The sequence below is a fragment of the Larkinella arboricola genome, assembly GCF_003259745.1.
Taxonomy (GTDB): domain Bacteria; phylum Bacteroidota; class Bacteroidia; order Cytophagales; family Spirosomataceae; genus Larkinella; species Larkinella arboricola.
The window spans coordinates 539,678-561,514 of record NZ_QLMC01000003.1 but is presented as its reverse complement, the minus strand read 5'-3'; the positions used below and the strand labels follow the sequence as shown (position 1 = coordinate 561,514).

General features: G+C 49.8%; 19 protein-coding genes and 1 tRNA gene. 13 read left to right on the top strand and 7 right to left on the bottom strand.

The window, feature by feature from the left end:
- Nucleotides 1-131: 131 nt before the first annotated feature.
- On the bottom strand, nt 132-746 hold the full coding sequence (locus tag LX87_RS13710) for a sigma-70 family RNA polymerase sigma factor (RefSeq protein ID WP_038120200.1): 615 nt from the start codon (nt 744-746) through the stop codon (nt 132-134).
- A gap of 357 nt (nt 747-1,103) precedes the next feature.
- Here LX87_RS13710 and LX87_RS13705 point away from each other — a divergent pair, with 357 nt between their 5' ends.
- The 3 genes from LX87_RS13705 to LX87_RS13695 all read left to right on the top strand — a co-directional run bounded on the left by LX87_RS13705 (nt 1,104) and on the right by LX87_RS13695 (nt 2,985).
- Nucleotides 1,104-1,460 carry a SpoIIAA family protein gene (locus LX87_RS13705; RefSeq protein ID WP_111628803.1) on the top strand — a complete coding sequence of 119 codons (357 nt, stop codon included), beginning with the start codon at nt 1,104-1,106 and terminating at the stop codon, nt 1,458-1,460.
- Between the two features lie 99 nt (nt 1,461-1,559).
- Nucleotides 1,560-2,447, top strand: coding sequence for a Nif3-like dinuclear metal center hexameric protein (locus LX87_RS13700; protein ID WP_111628802.1), 888 nt, complete (start codon nt 1,560-1,562; stop codon nt 2,445-2,447).
- Between the two features lie 106 nt (nt 2,448-2,553).
- Nucleotides 2,554-2,985, top strand: a complete 432-nt coding sequence (locus tag LX87_RS13695; protein ID WP_111628801.1) for a M15 family metallopeptidase domain-containing protein — start codon at nt 2,554-2,556, stop codon at nt 2,983-2,985.
- 260 nt (nt 2,986-3,245) lie between these two features.
- Here the strand turns inward: LX87_RS13695 and LX87_RS13690 are convergent.
- Together LX87_RS13690 and LX87_RS13685 are read right to left on the bottom strand one after the other, a co-directional pair.
- Nucleotides 3,246-3,318 (bottom strand) — tRNA-Gly (locus LX87_RS13690).
- 905 nt (nt 3,319-4,223) lie between these two features.
- A complete protein-coding gene (locus LX87_RS13685; protein WP_111628800.1) occupies nt 4,224-4,778 on the bottom strand; it encodes a DUF4142 domain-containing protein in 555 nt (184 codons plus the stop codon).
- 578 nt (nt 4,779-5,356) lie between these two features.
- On the opposite strand from LX87_RS13685, the gene LX87_RS13680 reads away from it, so the two are divergent.
- The 4 genes from LX87_RS13680 (at nt 5,357) to LX87_RS13665 (ending at nt 10,330) form a co-directional block, all read left to right on the top strand.
- Nucleotides 5,357-5,809 (top strand): hypothetical protein, encoded by a 453-nt coding sequence (locus LX87_RS13680; protein ID WP_111628799.1) that lies wholly within the window; start codon nt 5,357-5,359, stop codon nt 5,807-5,809.
- Entirely contained in the window at nt 5,748-6,413 is a 666-nt protein-coding gene (locus tag LX87_RS13675; protein ID WP_310587912.1) for a DUF1684 domain-containing protein, read from the top strand. Before LX87_RS13680 ends, LX87_RS13675 begins: the two co-directional genes overlap by 62 nt.
- A 61-nt stretch (nt 6,414-6,474) precedes the next feature.
- Complete coding sequence (locus LX87_RS13670; protein WP_111628797.1) at nt 6,475-8,436, top strand: DUF3858 domain-containing protein; 1,962 nt, start codon at nt 6,475-6,477, stop codon at nt 8,434-8,436.
- The gene (locus LX87_RS13665; protein WP_111628796.1) at nt 8,429-10,330 is read left to right on the top strand and encodes a DUF3857 domain-containing transglutaminase family protein; all 1,902 of its coding nucleotides are present in this window, start codon (nt 8,429-8,431) and stop codon (nt 10,328-10,330) included. Before LX87_RS13670 ends, LX87_RS13665 begins: the two co-directional genes overlap by 8 nt.
- 69 nt (nt 10,331-10,399) lie before the next feature.
- Here LX87_RS13665 and LX87_RS13660 read toward each other — a convergent pair whose 3' ends face one another.
- Nucleotides 10,400-11,872, bottom strand: coding sequence for a mandelate racemase/muconate lactonizing enzyme family protein (locus LX87_RS13660; RefSeq protein ID WP_111628795.1), 1,473 nt, complete (start codon nt 11,870-11,872; stop codon nt 10,400-10,402).
- Nucleotides 11,873-12,166: 294 nt separating this feature from the next.
- Here LX87_RS13660 and LX87_RS13655 point away from each other — a divergent pair, with 294 nt between their 5' ends.
- From LX87_RS13655 to LX87_RS13640, 4 genes are all read left to right on the top strand, one after another.
- Nucleotides 12,167-13,102 (top strand): RraA family protein, encoded by a 936-nt coding sequence (locus tag LX87_RS13655; protein ID WP_111628794.1) that lies wholly within the window; start codon nt 12,167-12,169, stop codon nt 13,100-13,102.
- A 10-nt stretch (nt 13,103-13,112) separates the two neighbouring features.
- Complete coding sequence (locus LX87_RS13650; protein WP_111628793.1) at nt 13,113-14,045, top strand: RraA family protein; 933 nt, start codon at nt 13,113-13,115, stop codon at nt 14,043-14,045.
- Between the two features lie 153 nt (nt 14,046-14,198).
- Nucleotides 14,199-14,657 (top strand): regulatory protein RecX, encoded by a 459-nt coding sequence (locus LX87_RS13645; RefSeq protein WP_111628792.1) that lies wholly within the window; start codon nt 14,199-14,201, stop codon nt 14,655-14,657.
- A 109-nt stretch (nt 14,658-14,766) separates the two neighbouring features.
- Nucleotides 14,767-16,806, top strand: a complete 2,040-nt coding sequence (locus LX87_RS13640; RefSeq protein WP_111628791.1) for an OPT family oligopeptide transporter — start codon at nt 14,767-14,769, stop codon at nt 16,804-16,806.
- A gap of 32 nt (nt 16,807-16,838) precedes the next feature.
- Here the strand turns inward: LX87_RS13640 and LX87_RS13635 are convergent, their stop codons facing one another.
- On the bottom strand, nt 16,839-17,195 hold the full coding sequence (locus LX87_RS13635) for a M61 family metallopeptidase (RefSeq protein WP_111628790.1): 357 nt from the start codon (nt 17,193-17,195) through the stop codon (nt 16,839-16,841).
- A 243-nt stretch (nt 17,196-17,438) separates the two neighbouring features.
- Between LX87_RS13635 and LX87_RS13630 the strand changes: the two genes are divergently transcribed.
- Together LX87_RS13630 and LX87_RS13625 are read left to right on the top strand one after the other, a co-directional pair.
- The gene (locus LX87_RS13630) at nt 17,439-18,389 is read left to right on the top strand and encodes a helix-turn-helix domain-containing protein (RefSeq protein ID WP_111629194.1); all 951 of its coding nucleotides are present in this window, start codon (nt 17,439-17,441) and stop codon (nt 18,387-18,389) included.
- 77 nt (nt 18,390-18,466) lie between these two features.
- Nucleotides 18,467-19,219, top strand: a complete 753-nt coding sequence (locus LX87_RS13625) for an SDR family NAD(P)-dependent oxidoreductase (RefSeq protein WP_111628789.1) — start codon at nt 18,467-18,469, stop codon at nt 19,217-19,219.
- A 32-nt stretch (nt 19,220-19,251) separates the two neighbouring features.
- Here the strand turns inward: LX87_RS13625 and LX87_RS13620 are convergent, their stop codons facing one another.
- Nucleotides 19,252-19,827: a YdeI/OmpD-associated family protein gene (locus LX87_RS13620; RefSeq protein WP_111628788.1), complete on the bottom strand. Its 576-nt coding sequence runs from the start codon at nt 19,825-19,827 to the stop codon at nt 19,252-19,254.
- Nucleotides 19,828-19,832: 5 nt separating this feature from the next.
- Complete coding sequence (locus LX87_RS13615) at nt 19,833-21,836, bottom strand: heavy metal translocating P-type ATPase (protein ID WP_111628787.1); 2,004 nt, start codon at nt 21,834-21,836, stop codon at nt 19,833-19,835.
- Nucleotide 21,837 lies beyond the last annotated feature (1 nt).

Genomic DNA, 21,837 nt, shown 5'->3' with positions numbered 1-21,837 from the left:
CCTACCCTCCATACCAACCGTAGTCGATGAATTCAATGTGCCTGACATTGGAAAAATTTAATTTATTCCAGAAATATTATAATTTATATGACTTGTCTTAATAACCAATTACGTACTCTAAAAAGTTTCAGTTATTCATCATTTTTATTGTATCCCATCGAAGCCGCATATTCTTTCAACTTATCCTTCAGCAGGTTCCGGGCGCGGTGCAGCCGTGAGCGGACCGTTCCGATGGGAATATCCAGAATTTTAGCCATTTCCTCGTACGTAAATCCTTCGATATCACAAAGGATAATTACCGTTCGGAAATCAACCGGCAGCGAGTTCAGGGCCGATGCCACCTCGTCGCCGATCATGTCCTGCACCGTCTCAAACCGTAGGTCCGTCGTATGCTCGGTTTCGGCCGCTTCGTCAGAGTTGTAGGTTGTCTCTACATCCTGATAATCAACTTTTGCCGGTTCCTTACTTTTCTTGCGGTAATCGTTGATGAAGCTGTTCTTCAGAATCCGGAACAACCACGCCTTGGCGTTAGTTCCCTGTTCGAACGAGGAGATGAATCGAAAAGCTTTTAAATAGGTATCCTGTACCAGATCGTTCGCATCATCTTCGTCCATCGTCAGGCGGAAGGCAAAGTTGTACATTGAGTCTATGTGGGGCATAAACTCTTTGTTGAACACCTGATACTTCTGTTCGTCTGTATACCCTTGGAGTTGCGTATCTGACATAATTTCGGGCATCGTCGTCATAAAATTACAAATGTAAATGAAATGGCATCCACTTTTTTCACTTCTTTAATACATACGGATGCAGTACAGGTAGCGATGTTTCATGGAATCAGCCATTTAGATGGTGCAGAAAACTCTTTAACGGATAATAAAAAATTCAATGCCAATGTTTTAAGAACATAGCAAAAATCACTCCTAGTCTTTTTCGGTATTGGAATTTGCAAGGAACAGGACAAATTGGCAGGATGCAAGCCGGGGCTGATGGATGGTCGGTTCAGGTGGATGGATGGCCGGAAATCAGGGGTGAAAAATAACTACCTGACTGCCTGAAACATTCCCCATCCGCTGCGGTTTCATCCGAAAAAAGAACCACTTGTTATGATTGCTCCCATTGATTTTGGCATTCCCCGCGTTGTCGGTTTTCGAGTGAACGGCCCGATTACAACCGCCGACATCCAGCCCTGGGCGTCATTGTTGGAAAATAAAATTCAGCAGGAAGGAAAGCTGCGGGTATATGTCGAGTACGAAACCATTTCGGGCATTACCTGGAACGCCCTTGTGCAGGACCTGAAATTTGACCTGAAACACCTTGGCGATTTTGAGAAAGCCGCTATCGTCAGCGACAGGACCTGGTTGAATTTAGCCGCGAAGGTAGCCGGGTTTCTGCCCAATCTGGAAGTAAAGACGTTTTCGTTTACCGAGAAAGAACAGGCAAAACAGTGGATAATGAGTTAACGGACGCGTTAACGGATTCTTTCCTGCCTTTTATTGTGCTAATTTGGTTGGGCGTTCTATACGGTCTCTTATTCCGAACCACTAACCGCACTTTCAGGCATGACAACCTACAAGGCGTCCCGTCGCAGCTTCCTGCTATCTTCCCTGGGGCTCACAGCCGCCCAGATCATCCGAATCCCGGTGGCCGAGCCCCTCACCGTTGGTCAGGTCATTGATCGTATCAAGGCCAACGTCGGTATTTCCTGGCGCGAGCAGACGGTCGATAACCTGATTATGGGTACTCGTGAGCAGGAGGTGAAAAGGATTGCAACCACCATGATGGCGACGCTGGAGGTCCTTCAGCGGGCTGCCGCCAAAGGGGTTAATCTGGTGATTACGCACGAGCCTACCTACTTCTCCCACCAGGATCGAACCGAGCCTGTCGAACAGGATGCGCTTTACCAGTATAAACGCGATTTTATCCAGAAACACGGTCTGGCGATTTTTCATTTTCACGATCACTGGCACGGACGCCGTCCCGACGGTATTGCTACGGGGATGATTCGGGAGTTGGGCTGGGAGAAAAACGCCGACCCACAGCAGCCCAAACTGTTTACTTTTGAAGAAACATCGCTGGCTCGATTTGCCCGGTCGATGGAGTCGAAGCTGAATATTCGGACCATGCGGGTCGTTGGTGACCCTAACCTCCGGGTTAAACGCGTGATGGCGAGCTGGGGCAATGTAAGCTTGATGCCGGGCATTCCGTATCTGGCGCAGGCTGATGTGCTGGTTGTCGGGGAAACGCACGAGTGGGAGTTGGTGGAGTATGTTCAGGACGCCATTGCGTCAGGGCAAAAAAAGGCGTTGATCATACTGGGGCACCTGGTTTCCGAGCAGGCCGGTATGAAGTATTGCGCCGAGTGGTTGAAGGAATTCATTCGGGAAGCGCCCATTGAGTTTATTCCATCGGTCGAACCTTTCTGGCGTCCGGACAAACCCGTCAGATAAACCGGACTATCATTTTCAGGTATACCTTCTGGCAATGATAATAAAGGCTATTCTTTGTAAATGAGGTACCCAGCTTTACGTATATATTCGGGCTTGGATTTCGTGTATGAAGAGGCTAGTTGTCTTTGTGTTATTACTTATTGGGGCTATTATTTTGTACTACTGGATGAGTACACGGCATTTGTCGCCCACGGTACGAATGAAGGAGAAGTTATTGGCGGTTGAGCTACAGCGGGCCGGATACGGGGCCCGTTATATTCCTATTTCGGGTTTTCGACCCGTATGGCTCAACTGTTTGTTGCCACTGGCGTCTAAGAAAAGCACCCATAGGCATGGTAAAGCAATAGATATTCTAGTACTGGATATTAATGGCGACTGGCGGATTAATAAAAGGGATGTGATGCTGGTCGTAGCCGCATTGGAGCGAATTGACCGGCGGGAAAAAAAGCTAAAAGGCGGTTTAGGAACCTATTTTCAATCCTTTCCGTGGATGGTTCATTTCGACGCTAACGGTTCCGGACGTCGGTGGAATTATTAAATCTGCCAGTTGAATAATCCGAAGGATTACTATAAATTGAGTGTGCATACATGCAATTTGCTCTTAGCTATGAAAACCGGCTGTTGGTAGTGAAGTGAAATTTTATGACGGGCTGTGGCAAAAGAAGTGATAGATGAGTTTGCAATCGAATTTTGTGAGCAACAGACCTACTTGGGCAAACCAACGTGTCAATCGTAGTCACTACAGCATCAAAAAAGCCGTCCACTAGTAACAGACTGACTTTAAGAAGGTACGAAAAGAGCGGGAGACGAGTCTCGAACTCGCGACCTGCAGCTTGGGAAGCTGCCGCTCTACCAACTGAGCTACTCCCGCTGATTGGTTACAAATGTTTAAAGAAAGAACGGAAAAGTCAAGGAGTTTTACCGGGCCATTGCGTTTTGTTATAGATTGTAAAACGCAATAACGGTTATCTACGCAAGAGCCACATTGGCCAACTGTCAACAAAGTTACTAACACGATCACTTTAGTTGTGGATGGCTGCTTATAGGTCGCCAGCATACATAGATAGAAATACTTATTGATTTTAGTAGTTGGTTGTGACACTACGCCAGTTTGGAGCCCAACAATCTTAAATAGAGAATTAACTCAATGGATTAAAGTTTAAAGAATCTTATATAAGGCTATGCCGATTTACACAAGTGTTTATGCGTGCTGGCTCAAAGAATTACTGCAATTATATTTTTGTTTATGGTTTATTAAATTTAGGCAGGTTGATTAAGTATTTCCTGTTAATATCTAAATAGGTACAAGTTTACTTTTTAATAGACTGCGGATACTTTACGTTGTCTTTTAGCTGTGTTGACCGCTTATAAAACAGATTGTCACCAAAACAAGGGCTGGAACTGTTTGTAAAGTGCTTGAGATACGTTCATTTATAGCCACCTATCTATAAAATGAGGCTAGTGCAGACCCGGTAACTCTATTACCCTATGTACCCGTAAACTTACATTCGTGAATGCAGTAATCATGGCTATACCTTTTTGTAAGTCTCGTAATTACCTGGCATGTAGGTTTATTATTAACTGGATATAAAGGGACTCTAAGTCCTGGGCCGGTAAAAGGAATTAATGCTGAAGAATAACTACTGAAACGATAGCTTGTTCACTATGGCGAGCTTTGTAGGGCTTACTAGTCAATGACTTAAGGCAGAGTGTACGTAAAAACAAACGGAGCGTAGTGTGGTGCTACGCTCCGTTAATAAACAAAAAATCTAACTCTTATTGCAGGCTGCTCTGAATTGCCTTGACGGCGTCATAGTGCTTTTGGAGCGTTGGTAATGTCTTTCCCGCAAAGGCTTTTATATCAGGGTCTTTCGCGTCAAAGGAAGCTTCTTTAAATAAATCGATATCTTCTTTATGATCATCGACCATCAGTCTAACGTATTCCTTATCAAACTCGGCTCCTGATAATTTGCTTAAATCATCGACGTGTTTTTGATGATCTTCGCTAAGCGTTGCCGGAATGGAAATATTTTTAGAAGCGGCCAGTGTTTTTAATTCTTCATTGGCTTTTGAATGGTCGGCCACCATCATCGCACCAAAATCTTTCACTTGTTTGCTTTGTGCTTTTTGCTCCGCCAGCTTGCCCAGTTCCACTTCCATAAGGCCACCGCTGGCGGCTTTTATAGCAAATTCGGAATCATCTTCGGGCATATCTTTCGCTTCATTAACTTCTTCAGCCTGTTCGGCACTGTCTTTGTTCTCAGTACTATTACAGGATTGGGCGGTCCATACACTCACCAGGAAGAACAGGATCAAACTTAGCTTTTTCATGATTGTTGAGTTTTGTTAAAGATAATAAGATACGTTTTATCGACAACGTTCTATTACAACTAGCTATTTATCTGAAAGTTTATAGAATCGCCAGGAAGTATCAAAACCACATATGCTGTTTGGCCTGACCATGATTTGAAAGGCCAATTTATTTTTGGAACATTATTTGTTAGCAAGTATATATTCCCTTGCTGGAGTAGTGTCTGGATCATATACGAGTAAATGGGTGCTAATAGGTTGAGATTTGCTGCGACAACAATAGATGTAATTTAAATTGTAGAAATTATAAGTTAAAATAATACACCCAGCGTAGCGTTCCTATAATAATTATAATTTATAAAGTAGCCTTTCCAGGTAATCAATTTTTGTAGAGATTTTAAGACTTTATATGAATTTTGATAAGACGAGGAGGGGTGCTTTAAGTTTACTTTTCTTTAGAACTGGTAGCTAATTAAAGGTAGGTTTAAATTAAAATATGTATTTAAGACCAGTATTCTCCCGATTAATTTTAAATTAAAAAACCGATTATTAATTTAGAATTAATAGTTTTGCACATAAACATTTTTTTGACACACCCAATGAAAGTAAAACCAGACAAAATTCGCTTCTTTTCTCCGGAAGATAATTCAGATGAAGCACCCAAAGTAGCTCAGAAAGAGACCACCTTTTCGACTTCTGTAACTAAAACCGGACGGTTAGCTTTTCCTCAAAAATTAATGGAAGGGCTTAACATTGACCCTACAAAACCGTATTATAAAGTGGGGACCGTTAATCGTCGGAAAGGCGTAAAAGCATTATATTTAATGCCCACTCAACAAGGTGACTCTGAAGCGTTTGAGTTAGCCAAAACGGGCCGGGGATATTCTATTCCGTTGAAAGGCGTACTTCAGAAAATAGGTCTTAATTTTCAGGATCAGGAATATACATTCACGATCAAGCCGTATGATTTTGGCGACAATATATCAGGGTTTGAACTGGTATCTGATCAGCAAACACCACGGACTGGTGCGTCTGATGAATCAGAAGAATAAACAGCGAATTGCCGGAATGTTGCTTACCTTATTAATGAGCCATTCCGGCTTTTCTCAAATACCGTATGCCCACCAAATTGCCGCCCACCGCGAAGAATATAAGGCGGATTTCCTGAAATCTTCGACCAGCCCATTAAAAAAAGACGATCTCCAAAACCTGCGCTTTTTTGAGCCTGATTCGACGTACCGAATCGAAGCCACAGTGCAGCGAACTCCCCAGGCTGAACCTTTTGAATTACCTACCTACGACGGTAAAAAAAAGACGTATGTTAAATATGCCGTACTGACCTTTCGCCTAAAAGGAAAACCGTACGAATTGACGCTCTACCGCAGCCTGCAACTGGCTCAACTGCCGCAATACCGCGATTATTTATTTCTGCCTTTTAAAGATGCCACGAACGGTCAATCAACTTATGGTGGAGGCCGTTACATGGACTTGCGCGTGGGTACTATAAAAGACGGAAAAGTACTACTTGATTTCAATAAGGCCTACAACCCCTATTGTGCTTATAGCGACGGATACGCCTGCCCGATTCCGCCCAAAGAAAATCACTTGACGGTGAGCATTGAAGCCGGTGAAAAACAGTTTGCCGGCAAGAAGTGATTGCTTCATACTAGGTTAATTTGTAGCTTGCGGAAATTTTGAGTAAAAATACCGTACTTGTATGATCTTTTTCCGCTTTGTCAGACGCGGATTGGCTTTCGCCTTTTCTTTTATCTCCTTTTATGCAGTTTGCCAGACTGATAAATTTGGCCACGTTGACCCGGAAGATCTGAAAATGAAAGTGTATCCGGCCGATTCTTCGGCGGATGCTGTCGTTTTATCAGATATTGGGAAGTCCTATATTACTCAAAACGATACCCGCGGCTATTATGTTTATTACGAACGCCATGTTCGGGTTAAAATACTTAAGAAAAGTGCCTTTGAGCAGGCTACGGTAATAATTCCTTTTCACAATATTCGAGTAGACTTGCAGGAGCAGGTATCCGGTATTGAAGGAATTACCTATAATTTATCGCCGGATGGGTCCTTTACGACCGATCGACTGACCAAAGATGCCATTTTTGAAGAGCGTCGGACAGAAAATATATATGTCAAACGGTTTACCCTACCGAACGTTCGCGAAGGCTCTATCATCGAATTTAAATACACGATTACTTCCGATTTTGTGTTTGAACTACGGGAGTGGGATTTTCAGAAGGAGATACCCGTTCGCTGGAGTCAGTATGATTTAACGCTTATACCGGGTTTTGAATACCGGATTCTCTTCCAGGGCTTTGAAGCTCTGGCCGTCGATAAAAGTGAGCGTCTGGGCAATGACATTCATTATCGGTGGGTGATGAAGAACCTGAGCGCCCTGCGCGAGGAGGACTTTATGGCTACACCCGATAATTACCGCGCTAAAGTCTGGTTTGAACTTATTCGAACGTCGCTGCCGCACCAGGTAGGCCCCCAGAGTTACGCCAAAAAGTGGGAAGATCTTGATAAGTTTTTATTGGGTGACAGTCAGTTTGGGCTAGCCGTCAACCGGACGGGCTTTCTAAAGGAGGTGGCTTCTTCGCTGCAAAAGCAATCGACGGATACCTTACAGCGGGTAACGGCAGCCTATAAGTTTATTCGTCAGGTAATGACCTGGAACAGGCAACGCGGTATTTGGGCAAAAAACAGCCTGAAAAACGCGTTTGAGACCAAAACCGGTAATGTGGCGGAATTGAACCTCATGTTGGTGGGATTGTTGCGGGAAATGGGGCTCGAAGCGTATCCCGTCATTCTGAGTACGAAACAAAACGGTCTGCTTAGTAAAGAGTATCCGTTACTGACCCGATTTGACTATGTGGTAGCCGCCGTGCCCTGGCAGGGGAAGGATTTGCTGCTGGATGCTTGCGAATCGGGGCTGAAAGCCGGCGTGCTTCCCGTGCGCTGTCTGAATGGTGAAGGGCGGCTTGTGCACAGCCGACGCCCCCGCTGGATTCCACTGACGCCAACCGAAAAACGGCGTGAGGCCGGACAGTTTATGCTGGCGGTTAGCAAAGATGCGCAGTTGGACGGTACCATTAGCATCACCCATTCAGGATACGCAGCCGCCGACAGCCGACAACACTTGCACGAGGTAAGTCTGGAAAAATTCCGGCAAGCGGTCAAAAGCCGGAATCCGGACTGGCAATGGAGTGAGCTGAATGTTCAGAATGCCGATTCGAGCGATCTGCCGCTTACCATTAAAGGAACTGTGACGGTATCGGAAGCCGTAAGCCGGATTGAAAACCGGTTGTTTTTGCGACCACTCCCTATTTCCGATTTAATGCAAAATCCTTTTAAAGCACCCGAACGGCGGTTTCCGGTCGATATGGGCGTACCCATCGAAAAATCGTATGCGGCAATTTATACGCTGCCGGAAGGATACGTGGTAGAAGAAGTGCCCAAAAATGTAGCCTTAGTGTTACCGGGTAATGCAGGTCGATTTACATTCATGACGCAGATGAATGGAAACAGTTTACAGGTAGTTAGTCGGCTAACCTTCAATAAAGCCGTCTTTAACCCGGACGAATACGGTACACTGCGGGAGTTTTACAGTCAGGTTATTGCCAAACATGCCGAACAGGTTGTCCTGAAAAAATCAAATGAATAAGCGTTGGTATGGTTTGGTTGGCGGCTGGCTGCTGAGCCTGACCGCCTGGGCGGCAGAACCTTTTTCCGTGGCTGCCATTCCCGCTAATCTGTCGGTGGGTGCTGCTGGGGTAATGCGGGTTTATGAGCATACTTTCCAGGTGAAGACCCCTGCCGAAGCGGTTGAAACCGTGCATTATGCCGTGACCATTCTGAATGAAGAAGGACACTCGTATACGACACTGGAAGTGCCTTACGATAAGCTTTCAAAAGTAAGTAATATCGAAGGAACCCTATACAATGCGGCAGGGAAGGTCATTCGGCGGCTGAAACGCAGCGACATCAGAGACCTGAGTTCGATTAGTGATTTTTCCCTGTTCGAAGATAATCGGGTCAAATCGGCTCAGTTTACCTATGCCGACTATCCGTTCACGGTTGAGTTTCGGTACGAAACCACCACACGCAACACCATGTCGTATCCGGCTTGGTTTCCGCAGAGCGACGACAAGCTGGCTCTGGAATCAGCCCGGTTTCAGGTAATGATGCCAGTCGGACAGACGTTGCGGTATAAAACCCTGAACCAACTGGCCGCGCCCGAAATGGTGGATAATCCGGCTGGGCGCGTATATACCTGGCAGTTGAAGCGACAGAAAGTGCATGAACGGGAGCCGCAGGCCCCCTACTACACGAACCTGGGGCCCGGCGTTTTAACGGCTCCCGATGCGTTTGAACTGGAAGCCCGCAAAGGCCGTATGCAAACCTGGCAGGAGTTGGGCCGGTTTCTTTATCAGCTCAACGAAGGGCGTGATCAACTGCCGGAATCGCTCCGGCGTCAGGCATTGGAACTGGTAGCCGGGGAAACCGATGTGGTGAAAAAGATTCAGAAAATTTACGGTTTCGTGCAGCAGCATACGCGCTACGTCAGTATCCAGCTGGGCATTGGGGGCTGGCAAACGTTTCCGGCTTCGGTGGTGGCCGAGAAAGGCTACGGCGACTGTAAAGCGTTGTCTAATTACACCTATGCCCTGCTGAAAGCCGTTGACATCCCGTCATATTGGGCGTTAGTATCGGCAGGCCGGCAGCGAACCGATGTAGAGTCTGATTTTCCCGCCTTACGCTTCAACCACATGATTCTGTGTGTCCCGCTAGCGAAGGATACCGTCTGGCTGGAATGCACCGATTCGCACGCACCGGCTGGTTACGTGGGCAGTTTTACGGACAACCGCCACGTTCTGCTGTTGACGCCCGAGGGCGGAAAGCTGGTACGGACACCGGTGTATCGCCCGGGTGATAACCGGCAAAACCGCTCGGCTACGGCCCGGCTTGACGCATCCGGCAAGGCAACGTTTGAGGTTAACACCGTGTATACCGGTATTCAGTCGGAAGGAGTCGAATCGGTGATGCGAACGGCTAGTCCCGACGATCAGCGGCAGTGGCTCTACCGGCAATTCACCATTCCTAATTTTACAATTTCATCATTCTCCTTTCAGGAGCAGAAGAACACGCTACCAACCATTGTCGAACGCCTGAGCATTCAGGTTCCAACGTGTGGCACCCGCAGTGGCAACCGCCTGTTTTTGGTCCCGAATCAACTCACTTCGAATCAAACGCTGCCGATGCAAACCGATCGTCGTACGGCGGAATTTCAGTTGACCACCAGTTATCTGGATACCGATACCATCACGTATCAGTTGCCGACCGGGCTGGCCGTTGAATACGTATTCGAACCGGTGCAGTTTACATCGCGTTTCGGAACCTATCAGGCATCGGCCAAGGTGGAAGGAAATACCGTGAAATACATTCGCCGGCTGGTTATGGAAGCGGGACGGTATGCGCCGGAGTTTTACACGGAATATGTGGATTTTCGGCGCAAAATAGCCAAAGCCGACCGAATGCAAATCCTGCTCAAGAATTAAAAGTGAAGAGTTAAGAGTGATGAGTTGGCTGGCGCACTTTAACTCTTCACTTTTAATTCTTCACTCCTTTTAGCTCCATTCGCGGTCGGCGGAGTCGCGGGTGTTCCAGATTTCGGTGGGTGCAAACCAGGTGGCCCCTTTCTTCAGGAATTTCTTAGCCACTTCTTCGTTCAGTTCAACACCCAAACCCGGCTTATCGGGTACTTTTACGAAACCTTTCTCAACAATCGGTTTAATGCCGGTTACGATATCTTCCCAGCCTTCCACGTCAACCCCGTGGTGTTCGAGGGCAACGAAATTTTCGGTAGCAGCCGCACAGTGGATATTAGCCATCATACAGATTGGTGAACCCGCAAAGTGCATGGCCATCGGAATACCGGCTTCTTCGGCATAATCCCCAATCTTCTTGGTTTCCAGCAGACCGCCCGACGAAGCCAGATCCGGGTGGATCATGTCGATGGCGTTGGCGTCGATGAGTTTGATAAATTCCTTTTTGCCGAAAATATCCTCACCCGTCAGCGTCGGTGTATCGATGGCGTCGGAAATCTGTTTCCACTGATCGGTGTAAAACCACGGAACGAGGTCTTCGAGCCAGGCCAGCCGGAACGGTTCCATCGCTTTTCCGATCTGAATGGCGGTATTAACGTCAAAGTGTCCGAAGTGGTCAGCTGATAAAGGCGTGTCATAGCCAACAATATCCCGTACCCGGCCAACGTGTTTCGCCAGCGTATCAATCCCTTTTGAGGTGACCTGAATCCGGGTAAACGGGTGTTTCGTCAGGGCGTAATTTCCCATCATGCCCGGCTTGGCATCGTTCCACTGCTGTTTGACGCTCCAGTTTTTAGCGCCCACCAGCATACCCGGCGTGTCGGCCAGCATCCCGATGCCGAAGTCCATTTTCAGGAACGTATATCCCTGATCCCGGCGCCGAACCATGTGTTTGGCAAACTCGTCGTAGTCCCGGCCTTCGGGCGTGTCGGCGTAGAGCCGGATGTAATCCCGGTATTTTCCGCCCAGCAACTGATAAGCCGGTACATTGTAGGCTTTCCCGGCCAGATCCCACAACGCCATTTCAACCCCGCAGACCCCACCGGCGGCCCGGCTGTGTCCGGCAAACTGGCGAATTTCTTTGAAAATCTTCTCGACATTGCACGGGTTTTTACCCAGCAGACGGCTTTTCAGCATCAGGGCATAATTGGGACTGGCACCATCGCGTACTTCACCCCAGCCCACCAGGCCCTGGTTTGTGTCGATCCGGATGATGGGGCTGGAAAAGGGTACACCCTGCAAAACCGCTACCCGCAGGTCCGTGATTTTCAGTTCCGACGGCTTTGAATCCCGCTTGACTTTCTGCGTAATATACTCCATCTCGCGCTCCGGTTTGCCGTCAAACATCAGGCCGAGCGACAAACCGCCCAGCGCCGAATTGCGAAGGAAGTTACGCCGGTCGACCCCGGTTGATGGTTCGATGGACGGCTGGCTGGCCGCTGTCGGGGCGGGATGCTTTTTAAGCCACTCAAGTAGATGTTGAACTTTCTTCATGCTTTAACGGAATTTAGGGATTTGGATAAGATGCCCAAGCGATATCTGGTTATAATAGTTGTATTGCGTCTTGATATAATTCAATTTGTTTGGAAAGATAATAAAAAAGCTTACTTTCCGGCTGAGGAGATCTATTTTTTTCTAAATCCAACTTCTGTCAGTATTTTACCCAGCCGATTGCCTTTTTGATGCTGTCAACGGCTCCGTAAAGGGAGAAGAGGCCTATTTTTCATTTTTATCAACGTATGTAAGAGTATAATTTCGCTGATTAGCCATCCTTACCCTTATAAAGCAATGATTAAGAAAACTTTACTAGTGCTGGCCGTCGCTCTGTCGGGAAGTTTGCTGGCACAGGCCCAACAAGTCGGCTCATCTCCCGAGTACGTGAAAGCATTGACCGCTAACTGGCAGGGTGAACGCTTTCCGGACGGGCGTCCGAAGGTGCCGGATCTGGTTCTGGAGCGCTTACAGAATTGTACGCTGGAGCAGGTCTGGGGCTATCTGGGCAATAAAGGTTACCGGAATCAGGTCGAAAAAAACTGGATCATTCTTAAACCGGGTGAAACCATGACCGGCCGGGTGGTAACGGCGCAGTTTATGCCCACCCGCCCCGACCTGGATAGCCTGGTTCGGAAAACCGGGAAAGCCGAGGGGCGCTCGCAGAAAGGCGGTATCAACATCTGGCCGATTGATATTCTGACCAAAGGCGATGTGTATGTGGCCGATGGGTACGGTAAAATCAAGGACGGAACGCTCATTGGTTCCAGCCTGGGCAACGCCATTTACGGCAAAACCGGCAAAGGGGTCATTTTCTACGGTTCCATCCGCGATATGCAGGAGCTGAAAGACACCAAAGGGTTCAACGCCTGGGTGAAAGGCCACGATCCGTCGTACATCAAAGACATGACACCCACGTCCATCAACGCGCCAATCCGCGTTGGAGATGTGACGGTTCTGCCCGGCGATGTCGTGTTTGCGAACGAATACGGGGTGGTTTTCATTCCGGCTCACCTGGTCGAAGGGCTGGTGTCGGCTTCGGAAATGACGGCTTTGCGCGACGAGTTTGAACGGTTTCTGTTGCAGCAAAGCAAATACCCATCTGGCGAAATTCACGGCGACTGGTCGGACAAAATCAAGAATGAATTCAGAGCCTGGGTAGCTAAATACCCCAAAAAACTGGCAATCACTCAAAAAGACATTGAAGCGTACTTGGCCAAAGGCGGCCACTAATTAACCCACTATGAACTACAGAATTGCTCTTTTCGTATCCTTTGTTGCCGTCCTGTTGACCGGCTATTCCGTTGTTGCGCAAACCATGCCGAAAGATGAACTGGTCTTTTTAACCTCCGAATGGAAGGGCGAACGCTTTCCGGACGGACGGCCCAAAATTCCGGACGCGCTGATTGAACGGGCTAAAAAGATTGGAATCGACGATGCCTGGACGGTGTTGAAAAATGAAGGATACCTGAATCAATTCGAAGGCGGCTGGAAATTCATCCACAACGATGTTGCGGTAGTAGGCCGGGCCGTTACGGCGATGTTCATGCCCAGCCGTCCGGATGTGGAGAAAAACATCAAAGAGCGCGGTATCAGCAAGCAAGGTCGTAAGGGAAACACCAACACCTGGCCCATCGAAACGCTGACCAAAGGCGATGTGTACGTGGCCGACGGTTTCGGGAAAATTGGCGGAGGAACGCTCGTGGGCGCCACCCTGGGCAATGCCATTTTCAGCAAAACCGGCAACGGCGTTGTGTTCAACGGGTCCGCCCGCGACTTGCAGGAGTTGCAGAATATCAAGGGATTCAACGCGTATGTGCGTGATTTCCACCCGTCGTTTCTGGAAGAAATGGTGCTGATGGGCCTGAATTCGCCGATTCGGATGGGCAATACGATGGTGTTGCCCGGCGATCTGGTGATTGCCCAGCGGGAGGGCGTTCTGTTTGTGCCAGCGCACCTGGCCGAACAGGTTGTCGCAACCTGCGAATTTGTAACCCGTAAGGACCAGTTTGGCTTTGAAACGGTGAAATCAGGCCGCTATACGACGGGCCAGATCGACAGCCAGTGGACCGACGAAATTAAAGTGGAGTTCCTGAAATGGCTCGCTCAACACCCGGAACTTGGCACCATGACCCGCGCCGAACTGGACAAAGTCATGAGCAAACGAACCTGGTAATTTTGGGTTGAATGACACAACGGCCGGAGCTATCTTCGGCCGTTTTTTGTTGTTTATAGACAGAAGATTTGAGACAGGAGAGAAAAAACGGAACCGTTTTCTGAGTTGGCATTCATTTCTCCAGTCTCGTGTCTACTCTCTCACTTCTAAAAAATGACCGAGCAATCAAAAGATATTCTGCGCCGGGCGGCTTCGTTTTGTGCCTACCAGGAACGCACGCAGCGGGAAGTTCGCGAACGGCTGAACGAATGGGATGTGTACGGCGACGAAGCCGAGGAAATCATCGTTTGGCTGATCGAGCAAAATTACCTGAACGAAGAACGGTTTGCCAAAACTTTTGCGGGTAGCAAATTTCGGGTGAAACGATGGGGCAAACACAAAATCAAACAGCACCTGAAACAGCGCGGCATTACCGGCTATAACCTCGATCAGGCCATGAAGGAAATCGAACCCGACGATTACCGCCAGACGCTTGTTGATTTGCTCGAGAAAAAGAAACGCAGCTTGCAGGGCGAAAACCCGTTGATAATGAAGCAGAAGCTGGTGCGCTACGCCATCGGGAAAGGCTACGAAAGCGATATGGTGTGGTCGGTGCTGGGCGGGCAGGAGTAAACCGACGGCCCGGAACTCATTTTCTCCGGTTTCTTCCAACGGCAGCGGCATCGGGTGGTTGAACAAGACCGCATTTGATTATCTTTCGCGAAAATCCTGATCCCTGCTCATGGAAACCAGACCGTCTACCGAGTTTCGCTCCTATATTCCCGATAATCAGTCAACTGCCGAATTTACGCTCAAAGCCGTCATTACCGGGGCTTTGTTTGGCGTCTTGTTCGGGGCCGCCACGGTTTATTTATCGTTAAAAGCCGGTTTGTCGGTTTCGGCTTCCATTCCCATTGCAGTCCTGGCCATTTCGCTCGGCCGGAAGTTTCTGAAAACCACCATCCTCGAAAATAACATCATCCAGACCACCGGCTCGGCGGGCGAGTCCATCGCGTCCGGTGTGGTTTTTACCTTACCCGGCTTCCTGTTTCTGACCGAGGGCGTTGGCGACGACTTTTTCAACTACTGGACCATTCTGACGCTGGCGATTCTGGGCGGGCTGCTCGGTACGCTCATGATGATTCCGCTGCGCCGGGCGCTCATTGTGGAGGAACACGGCAAACTGCCCTACCCCGAAGGGACGGCCTGTGGCTCGGTACTGATTGCGGGCGAACGGGGCGGTGACTTTGCCAAGATGGCTTACCGGGGCCTGGGGGTAGCCTTACTTTACGCCATTCTGCAAAAAGTGCTGCACGTCATTGCCGAAGTTCCCACCTGGGCCACGCAGCAGGTAAACCGGTATTTCCCGTCGGCGCAGGTGTCGGGTGAAATCACGCCGGAGTATCTGGGCGTTGGCTACATCATCGGTTTTCGGATTTCGGCGGTATTAGTCGGGGGCGGTATTCTGGCCTGGCTGGCGCTGATTCCGCTGCTGGCAACGCTGGTGCCGGGTGATATTATTGCGTTACAACTGATTAAACTCGGTTATTTAACCAATCTGCAAACGGCGGGCGGACCGGGTGGCTGGAATCCCACCACGCATACGTTTAACGACACGGCGGCTGCCATCTACCGGGCCTACATCCGCCAAATTGGCGCGGGGGCCGTCACGGCGGGTGGTTTCATGACGTTGTTGAAAACCATTCCGACCATCGTTTCGTCATTTCGCGACAGTTTCAAAAAAGTGGATGTGGCTACGGAAGGTGCGCAGGTTCGGCGGACGGAGCAGGATTTGTCGGTGCGGGTCGTCATTTTCGGTAGCATTGCTCTGGCGGCTTTGATGGTTATTCTGCCGCAAATTCCCGGCGATACCATTCTGACCAAACTGTTGATCGCCATTCTGGTCGTCGTATTTGGTTTTTTCTTCGTGACCGTCGCCAGCCGGATTGTGGGACTGATCGGTTCCAGTTCGTCGCCGGTTTCGGGCATGACCATCGCCACTATCATGGGCACGGCATTGGTCTTTATTGGCGTCGGGCTAACGGGCAAAATTTATGAACCGACGGTATTGGTTGTTGGCGGTATGATCTGTATTGCAGCCGCAACGGCCGGTGCTACCTCGCAGGATTTAAAAACCGGTTTTCTAGTTGGCGCAACGCCCAAATACCAGCAAATGGCCCTGTTTGTCGGGGTTGTCGTTTCCTCACTGGCGGTTGGTGCTACAGTCAAAGTTCTGGATACACCCACGCCCGACCTCGTTGCGCAGGGCATCACCCACGCCATCGGCAGCGACCGGTTTCCGGCCCCACAAGGCACACTGATGGCAACACTCATCAAAGGGCTGCTGTCGTTCAACCTCGACTGGCAGTTTGTACTGGTGGGTGCTTTTATGTCGTTTGTCGTCGAAATCTGCGGTATTAGTGCGCTGGCGTTTGCCGTCGGCCTGTACCTGCCTCTTTCAACGACCTTGCCCATTTTCGCCGGTGGTTGCGTGAAAGCCCTGGTCGATTGGAATTTCAAGCGCAAAGGCATTGTCGAGGAAGACGCTGATCTGGGCCGGGGAAGTTTGTTTTCGACCGGTTTGGTAGCTGGTGGGGCGCTGGCCGGGGTATTTGTTGCTCTACTATCGGTTAATGAATCGGTTTACAACTTTCTGGCGGGTCTGACGCTTGAACCGGCGCTGGAGGGCGCACTCGGAGCGGGCGGTTACCAACTTCTGGGCGCTCTGGCGTTTCTGGGTCTGGCGGTCATCCTCTACCGGGTTGCCATGAAACGCGCTTGACGTTCAACTCCAGATGGCATTTAAGATTGATTTTATCGCCAGCTTTTCAGGATGACGGTCCGGAGCGGATTGGGGTTGGGAATGACGTAATGCGGAATTTTCCTGACCTCAAACGACGGTAGTTGTTCCAGCTTGCCCATCAGCATCGAGCTGTCGTACAGAAAGTCGTAATCCAGTGCGGAAAACGTCTGTGGCTGTCCGGCCACCGAATCCAGCCCCGTTGCGATGAGTTGCGGCCATTTTGAATACGGTTTTAAGGTAACGGATACCGGATGTTTCAGTTGGCCTTCGGGATGCAGAAACACGCCCGCTGGTGAAATATAGCCGTGGCTCTTGTGCAGATAATTCCCGGCCACAAAGTTTCGGGTGGCCCGGATATCGTATGTCAAAAATCCGGATGACGGCTCCTGTTAAGCATCTTATCAGATGAATTCAAACTAGTAAGAGACTGTTATAAGTGTCAGGCTTAGCTGAACCCTTGTGAAAAGACTGACAAAGCCTTTCTAAAGACCCTTTCCCCGGCGCGGAAGGTCAGCCAGCGTAGAGGTTGACAGACTTCAGAGGATAGTCAAGGAAGTTATACGATAAACGGGCTCTTTTTCCTATATTTGATTTTTACAAATTTGGGATCGATGAATACGACTTCATTCGAAGAGCTTTGCCTGCGCTTATCGACGGGTTCCTCCAAGGATTTAAGCGCACTTCTGCCAAGCGGCATTCAGCAGGAGGTAGGGCACTTTAATGTTTTTAACCTGACTGATTTTGCCCAGACAACACGTGATAAAGCCATCACACCGTATCCCTGCCGGGTGTTCTACAAGATTAGTCTTCTGACAGGACCTAGCACGGCCGAATACCCTGATGGCACCATCGAGATTACGCAACCGGCCCTGATTTTCTCAACGCCCAAAGTTCCTTTTTACTGGCTACCGAAAGGGCGGCAAACCGGGCAGTTCTGCGTGTTTACCGCAGAGTTTCTTCAACCAACCAAAAGTGGGGTTATGCTCGACGAATTACCCATTTTCAAAATGTCGGGAAACCGGGTTTTCTTCCTGTCTGAAATGAGTTCCAATCGGGTTCAGGCCATTTTCGAGCAGATGCAGGACGAAATCGCTTCCGATTATGCTTATAAGTACGATCTGCTCCGCACGTATACACTAGAACTGATTCACCTAGGGCAGAAGTTGCAGTCGACCAGTGCGTTGCACCCTAACCATACCGCTTCGGCCCGGATGACTTCGTTGTTTATTGAGCTACTGGAGCGGCAGTTCCCCATCGAAACTCCGCAGCAACAAATGCGCCTGCGTACGGCCAAAGACTATGCCGACCAACTGGCGGTTCATGTCAACCATCTCAATAAGATACTGAAAGAAACAACGGGCCTGACCACCACCGACCTTATTTCCGGGCGTATCATTCAGGAAGCCAAAATCTTGTTACGGCAAACCGACTGGACCATTGCCGAAATTGCCGACAGCCTCGGTTTTGCAGATGTTGCGCACTTTGCCAAATTCTTTAAGCGTGAGACCTCATTTGCTCCTGGCGCCTTCCGACTACAAACACCTAGTTTGAATTATACATAAAATTGATTGGCCGGGACAAACACCCGATTCCTCATCTGGCGGACTTTTGCACTGTTTAAATTAAGACCAAAAGCCAGATGAAAATTTCCAAAATTGCATTAGTGACCGGTGGAAGCCGGGGTATCGGTAAAAACATTGCTCTGAGTTTAGCCCAAAAAGGTATACAGGTATTGCTGACCTACCAGAGCAATCAGGTAGAAGCGCAAACCACGGTAGCCGAGATAGAAGCCCTTGGGCAGAAAGCAATAGCTTTGCCCCTGAATGTGGCCGATATCAGTAGCTTCGACGCTTTCTCTCAACAAGTTACCTCAACGCTGCAAACCGTTTTTAATACCGACCGTTTTGATTTTCTGATCAATAATGCCGGCACGGGCTTTTCTGCTCCAATCCTGGAGACGACTGAAGCTCAATTTGACGAAATGATGAACATTCATCTGAAAGGGGTTTATTTTCTAACTCAAAAGATGTTGCCCTCCCTCAATGACGGTGGCCGGATTGTTAACGTTTCGTCTGGTGTAACGCGTTATTCCTATCCTGGAGTCTCGGCTTATGGGATTATGAAAGGTGCGGTAGAGGTCTTTACGCGGTATCTGGCCCTGGAACTGGGCGCACGGGGGATCTCGGCCAACGTGGTGGCCCCCGGGGCCGTTTTTGGAGGTGGGGCAATGATCGATACCCCGGCGATGCGTGAGTATGTCGCGGGCATAACAGCCTTGGGGCGGGTTGGTTTGCCGGACGATGTGGGGGGCGTGGTAGCCTTTTTATGCAGCGAAGACGCCAAATGGGTCAACGGTCAACGCATTGAGGTTACGGGCGGCATGAATCTGTAATTTGGTGTAATGGATCGTGAGCGTTTGGGGCCTTATTCACCCGGGCGCCGGAAGGGCGCCACTTTCCGACCATTTGCCGAGTCTTCGATTAGTTGGGCCACGCGTTTCTCACGCGTGGCTTCCTGTTTAGCACCCGACAACCAGTGGATGACTGCTTTGCGGTAAGATGGTGCCTGTTTCAGAAAAAACGTCCAGGCTTTTTCGTTGGCTCTCAACCGGGCTTCCAAAGCCGCATCGAGTTCTTTCGCTTCGTTTTCGTGCGAGTAAATACCGGCTTTTTTCGGGTCCCGTTCTTCAAAAATTTTCAGCCCGGCGGGGTAGACAAGCCCCTCCTCGATGAGTTCGCCCATGCGCCTGATATTCACGGCGCTCCAGATGCTTTTGGCCTTACGTGGTGTAAACCGAATCTGGTAGCTGGTTTCGTCGATGGATTTCCGAATGCCGTCGATCCAACCGAAACACAGGGCTTCATCGACTGACTGCGGCCAGGTCATGCTCGGCTTGCCGGAACCCACTTTGTAAAAACCGACAATCAATTCTTTTTCAGTTTGATGATTTTCTTCCAGCCATTTCCGAAACTCGGCGGGCGTTGCAAAAAACAATGCCATATGCTTTAAAACTTCAGATTCTGAACCCGGACTGCATTTAGAATTGCGAGCAGGGCAACCCCCACATCCGCAAAAACTGCTTCCCACATGGTAGCCACTCCACCCGCGCCCAGCAGCAGCACAATGGCTTTGACGACCAGCGAGAGCGTGATGTTCTGCCATACGATCTGCCGTGTGGCCTTTCCGATTTTAATCGCCGTGGCAATTTTCGACGGCTGGTCGGTTTGGATCACCACGTCGGCGGTTTCAATCGTTGCGTCGGAGCCGAGACCGCCCATCGCAATGCCCACGTCGGCCAGCGCCACCACCGGTGCATCGTTGACACCGTCGCCCACAAAAGCCAGTTTTTGTTTTGGATTCGCCGAAAGCGCCTGTTTCAATCGCTCCACTTCCCGAACTTTATCTTCCGGCAGCAAATCACCGACGGCTTCATCAACGCCCACGTTTTGGGCCACAGCCTGGACCACCGTTGCTTTGTCGCCCGACAGCATGACGGTCTTCAAACCCATGCGATGCAGTTGCTTCACGGTTTCGGCGGCATCGTCTTTTTCCTGATCGGCAATGGTTAAGGAGCCGGCAAACCGCCCTTCAACGGCCACCATCACCACCGTAAACGGAATGGTGGTCAGGTTCTCATCAAACGGTATATTGAATTTCCGGAGCAGTTTGGCGTTTCCCGCCAGCACGGTTTTGCCGCCTACGGTTCCTTTCAAACCATGGCCGGGGATTTCTTCCACGTTTTCAGCCGGTAACAAAGGCTCACCGGTACCGGCATACGCAAGAATGGCGGTGGCTACCGGGTGCGTAGATTTGCTTTCCAGAGCCACCGTCAGCCGGGTTAACTCATGTTCCGAAATACCGCTCGTCTGAACATCCTGCACCTTAAAAACACCCTGCGTTAGCGTGCCGGTTTTGTCCATCACGACGGTTTTTACCTGCGTAATCAGGTCCAGAAAAACCGAACCTTTGAACAGGATGCCCTGCCGTGACCCCGCGCCAATGCCGCCGAAATAACCCAACGGAATGGAAATGACCAGCGCACACGGGCAACCGATCACCAGAAAAACCAGACCCCGATAAAGCCAGTCCTGAAAGCGGTAATCCGCGACGAAAAAGTACGGCACGACCGTAATCAATACGGCCAGGGCGCAGATGAGCGGGGTGTAAATCTTGGCAAAACGGGCGATGAACTCCTGCGTTTTGGCCTTACGTCCGGTGGCTTCCTGCACCAGTTTCAGAATGCGCGACAGCTTGGAATTCTGGTAGAGCGTGGTCACTTCCATTTCGGCCAGGGTTTGCCGGTTAATCATCCCCGCCAGCACGTCTTCGCCCTTTTTGATGGTGCGCGGAACGCTCTCGCCGGTCAGGGCAGCCGTATCGAACGAACCGGTTTCAGACTGCATTTTACCGTCCAGCCCCACTTTTTCACCCGGCTTAATTTGAATCACTTCCCCGATTTTTACCTGAGCGGCTTTGGTCGGAACGGCTTTTCCGTCGCGCAACACCGTCACGGTATCGGGCCGCACGTCGAGCAGGGCTTTGATGGACCGACGCGCCCGCATGACAGCCGCATCCTGAAACAATTCGCCGACGGTGTAAAACAGCATGACAGCCACACCTTCGGGGTATTCGCGAATGGCAAACGCGCCAATGGTCGCGACGCCCATCAGGAAGAATTCGGTGAAAACGTCGCCTTTCGCAATCTGGCGTCCGGCCCGGCGCAATACCGGCCAGCCAACGGGCCAGTAAGCCGCCAGATACCAGAGAAACCGCCACGGATCGCGAAACCAGTCGGCGTAGTTATCCAGCAAAATACCGCCCAGCAACAGAACCAGACTGATGATGACCGGAACGTATTCCCGGAAGCCTTCCCAGGTTGAAGGGGCGTGTTCCGAACCAGCCGAAACGGCTGCGGAGGATTCGGTTTCGATCAGGTCCAGCGCACCGTGGTCGTGATCATGATCATGGGTATGCCCGTCGTCGTGGGAATGATTATGATGGGTTGCCATA

Bases quoted from the DNA above. Each gene is read 5' to 3' on its own strand.
- LX87_RS13660 (WP_111628795.1), bottom strand. From the start codon at position 11,872: ATGAAGAAAGTTCAACATCTACTTGAGTGGCTTAAAAAGCATCCCGCC.
- LX87_RS13665 (WP_111628796.1), top strand. From the start codon at position 8,429: ATGAATAAGCGTTGGTATGGTTTGGTTGGCGGCTGGCTGCTGAGCCTG.
- LX87_RS13710 (WP_038120200.1), bottom strand. From the start codon at position 746: ATGACGACGATGCCCGAAATTATGTCAGATACGCAACTCCAAGGGTAT.
- LX87_RS13630 (WP_111629194.1), top strand. From the start codon at position 17,439: ATGAATACGACTTCATTCGAAGAGCTTTGCCTGCGCTTATCGACGGGT.
- LX87_RS13680 (WP_111628799.1), top strand. From the start codon at position 5,357: ATGAAAGTAAAACCAGACAAAATTCGCTTCTTTTCTCCGGAAGATAAT.
- LX87_RS13620 (WP_111628788.1), bottom strand. From the start codon at position 19,827: ATGGCATTGTTTTTTGCAACGCCCGCCGAGTTTCGGAAATGGCTGGAA.
- LX87_RS13700 (WP_111628802.1), top strand. From the start codon at position 1,560: ATGACAACCTACAAGGCGTCCCGTCGCAGCTTCCTGCTATCTTCCCTG.
- LX87_RS13705 (WP_111628803.1), top strand. From the start codon at position 1,104: ATGATTGCTCCCATTGATTTTGGCATTCCCCGCGTTGTCGGTTTTCGA.
- LX87_RS13640 (WP_111628791.1), top strand. From the start codon at position 14,767: ATGGAAACCAGACCGTCTACCGAGTTTCGCTCCTATATTCCCGATAAT.
- LX87_RS13695 (WP_111628801.1), top strand. From the start codon at position 2,554: ATGAAGAGGCTAGTTGTCTTTGTGTTATTACTTATTGGGGCTATTATT.
- LX87_RS13685 (WP_111628800.1), bottom strand. From the start codon at position 4,778: ATGAAAAAGCTAAGTTTGATCCTGTTCTTCCTGGTGAGTGTATGGACC.
- LX87_RS13625 (WP_111628789.1), top strand. From the start codon at position 18,467: ATGAAAATTTCCAAAATTGCATTAGTGACCGGTGGAAGCCGGGGTATC.
- LX87_RS13670 (WP_111628797.1), top strand. From the start codon at position 6,475: ATGATCTTTTTCCGCTTTGTCAGACGCGGATTGGCTTTCGCCTTTTCT.
- LX87_RS13645 (WP_111628792.1), top strand. From the start codon at position 14,199: ATGACCGAGCAATCAAAAGATATTCTGCGCCGGGCGGCTTCGTTTTGT.
- LX87_RS13655 (WP_111628794.1), top strand. From the start codon at position 12,167: ATGATTAAGAAAACTTTACTAGTGCTGGCCGTCGCTCTGTCGGGAAGT.
- LX87_RS13615 (WP_111628787.1), bottom strand. From the start codon at position 21,836: ATGGCAACCCATCATAATCATTCCCACGACGACGGGCATACCCATGAT.
- LX87_RS13650 (WP_111628793.1), top strand. From the start codon at position 13,113: ATGAACTACAGAATTGCTCTTTTCGTATCCTTTGTTGCCGTCCTGTTG.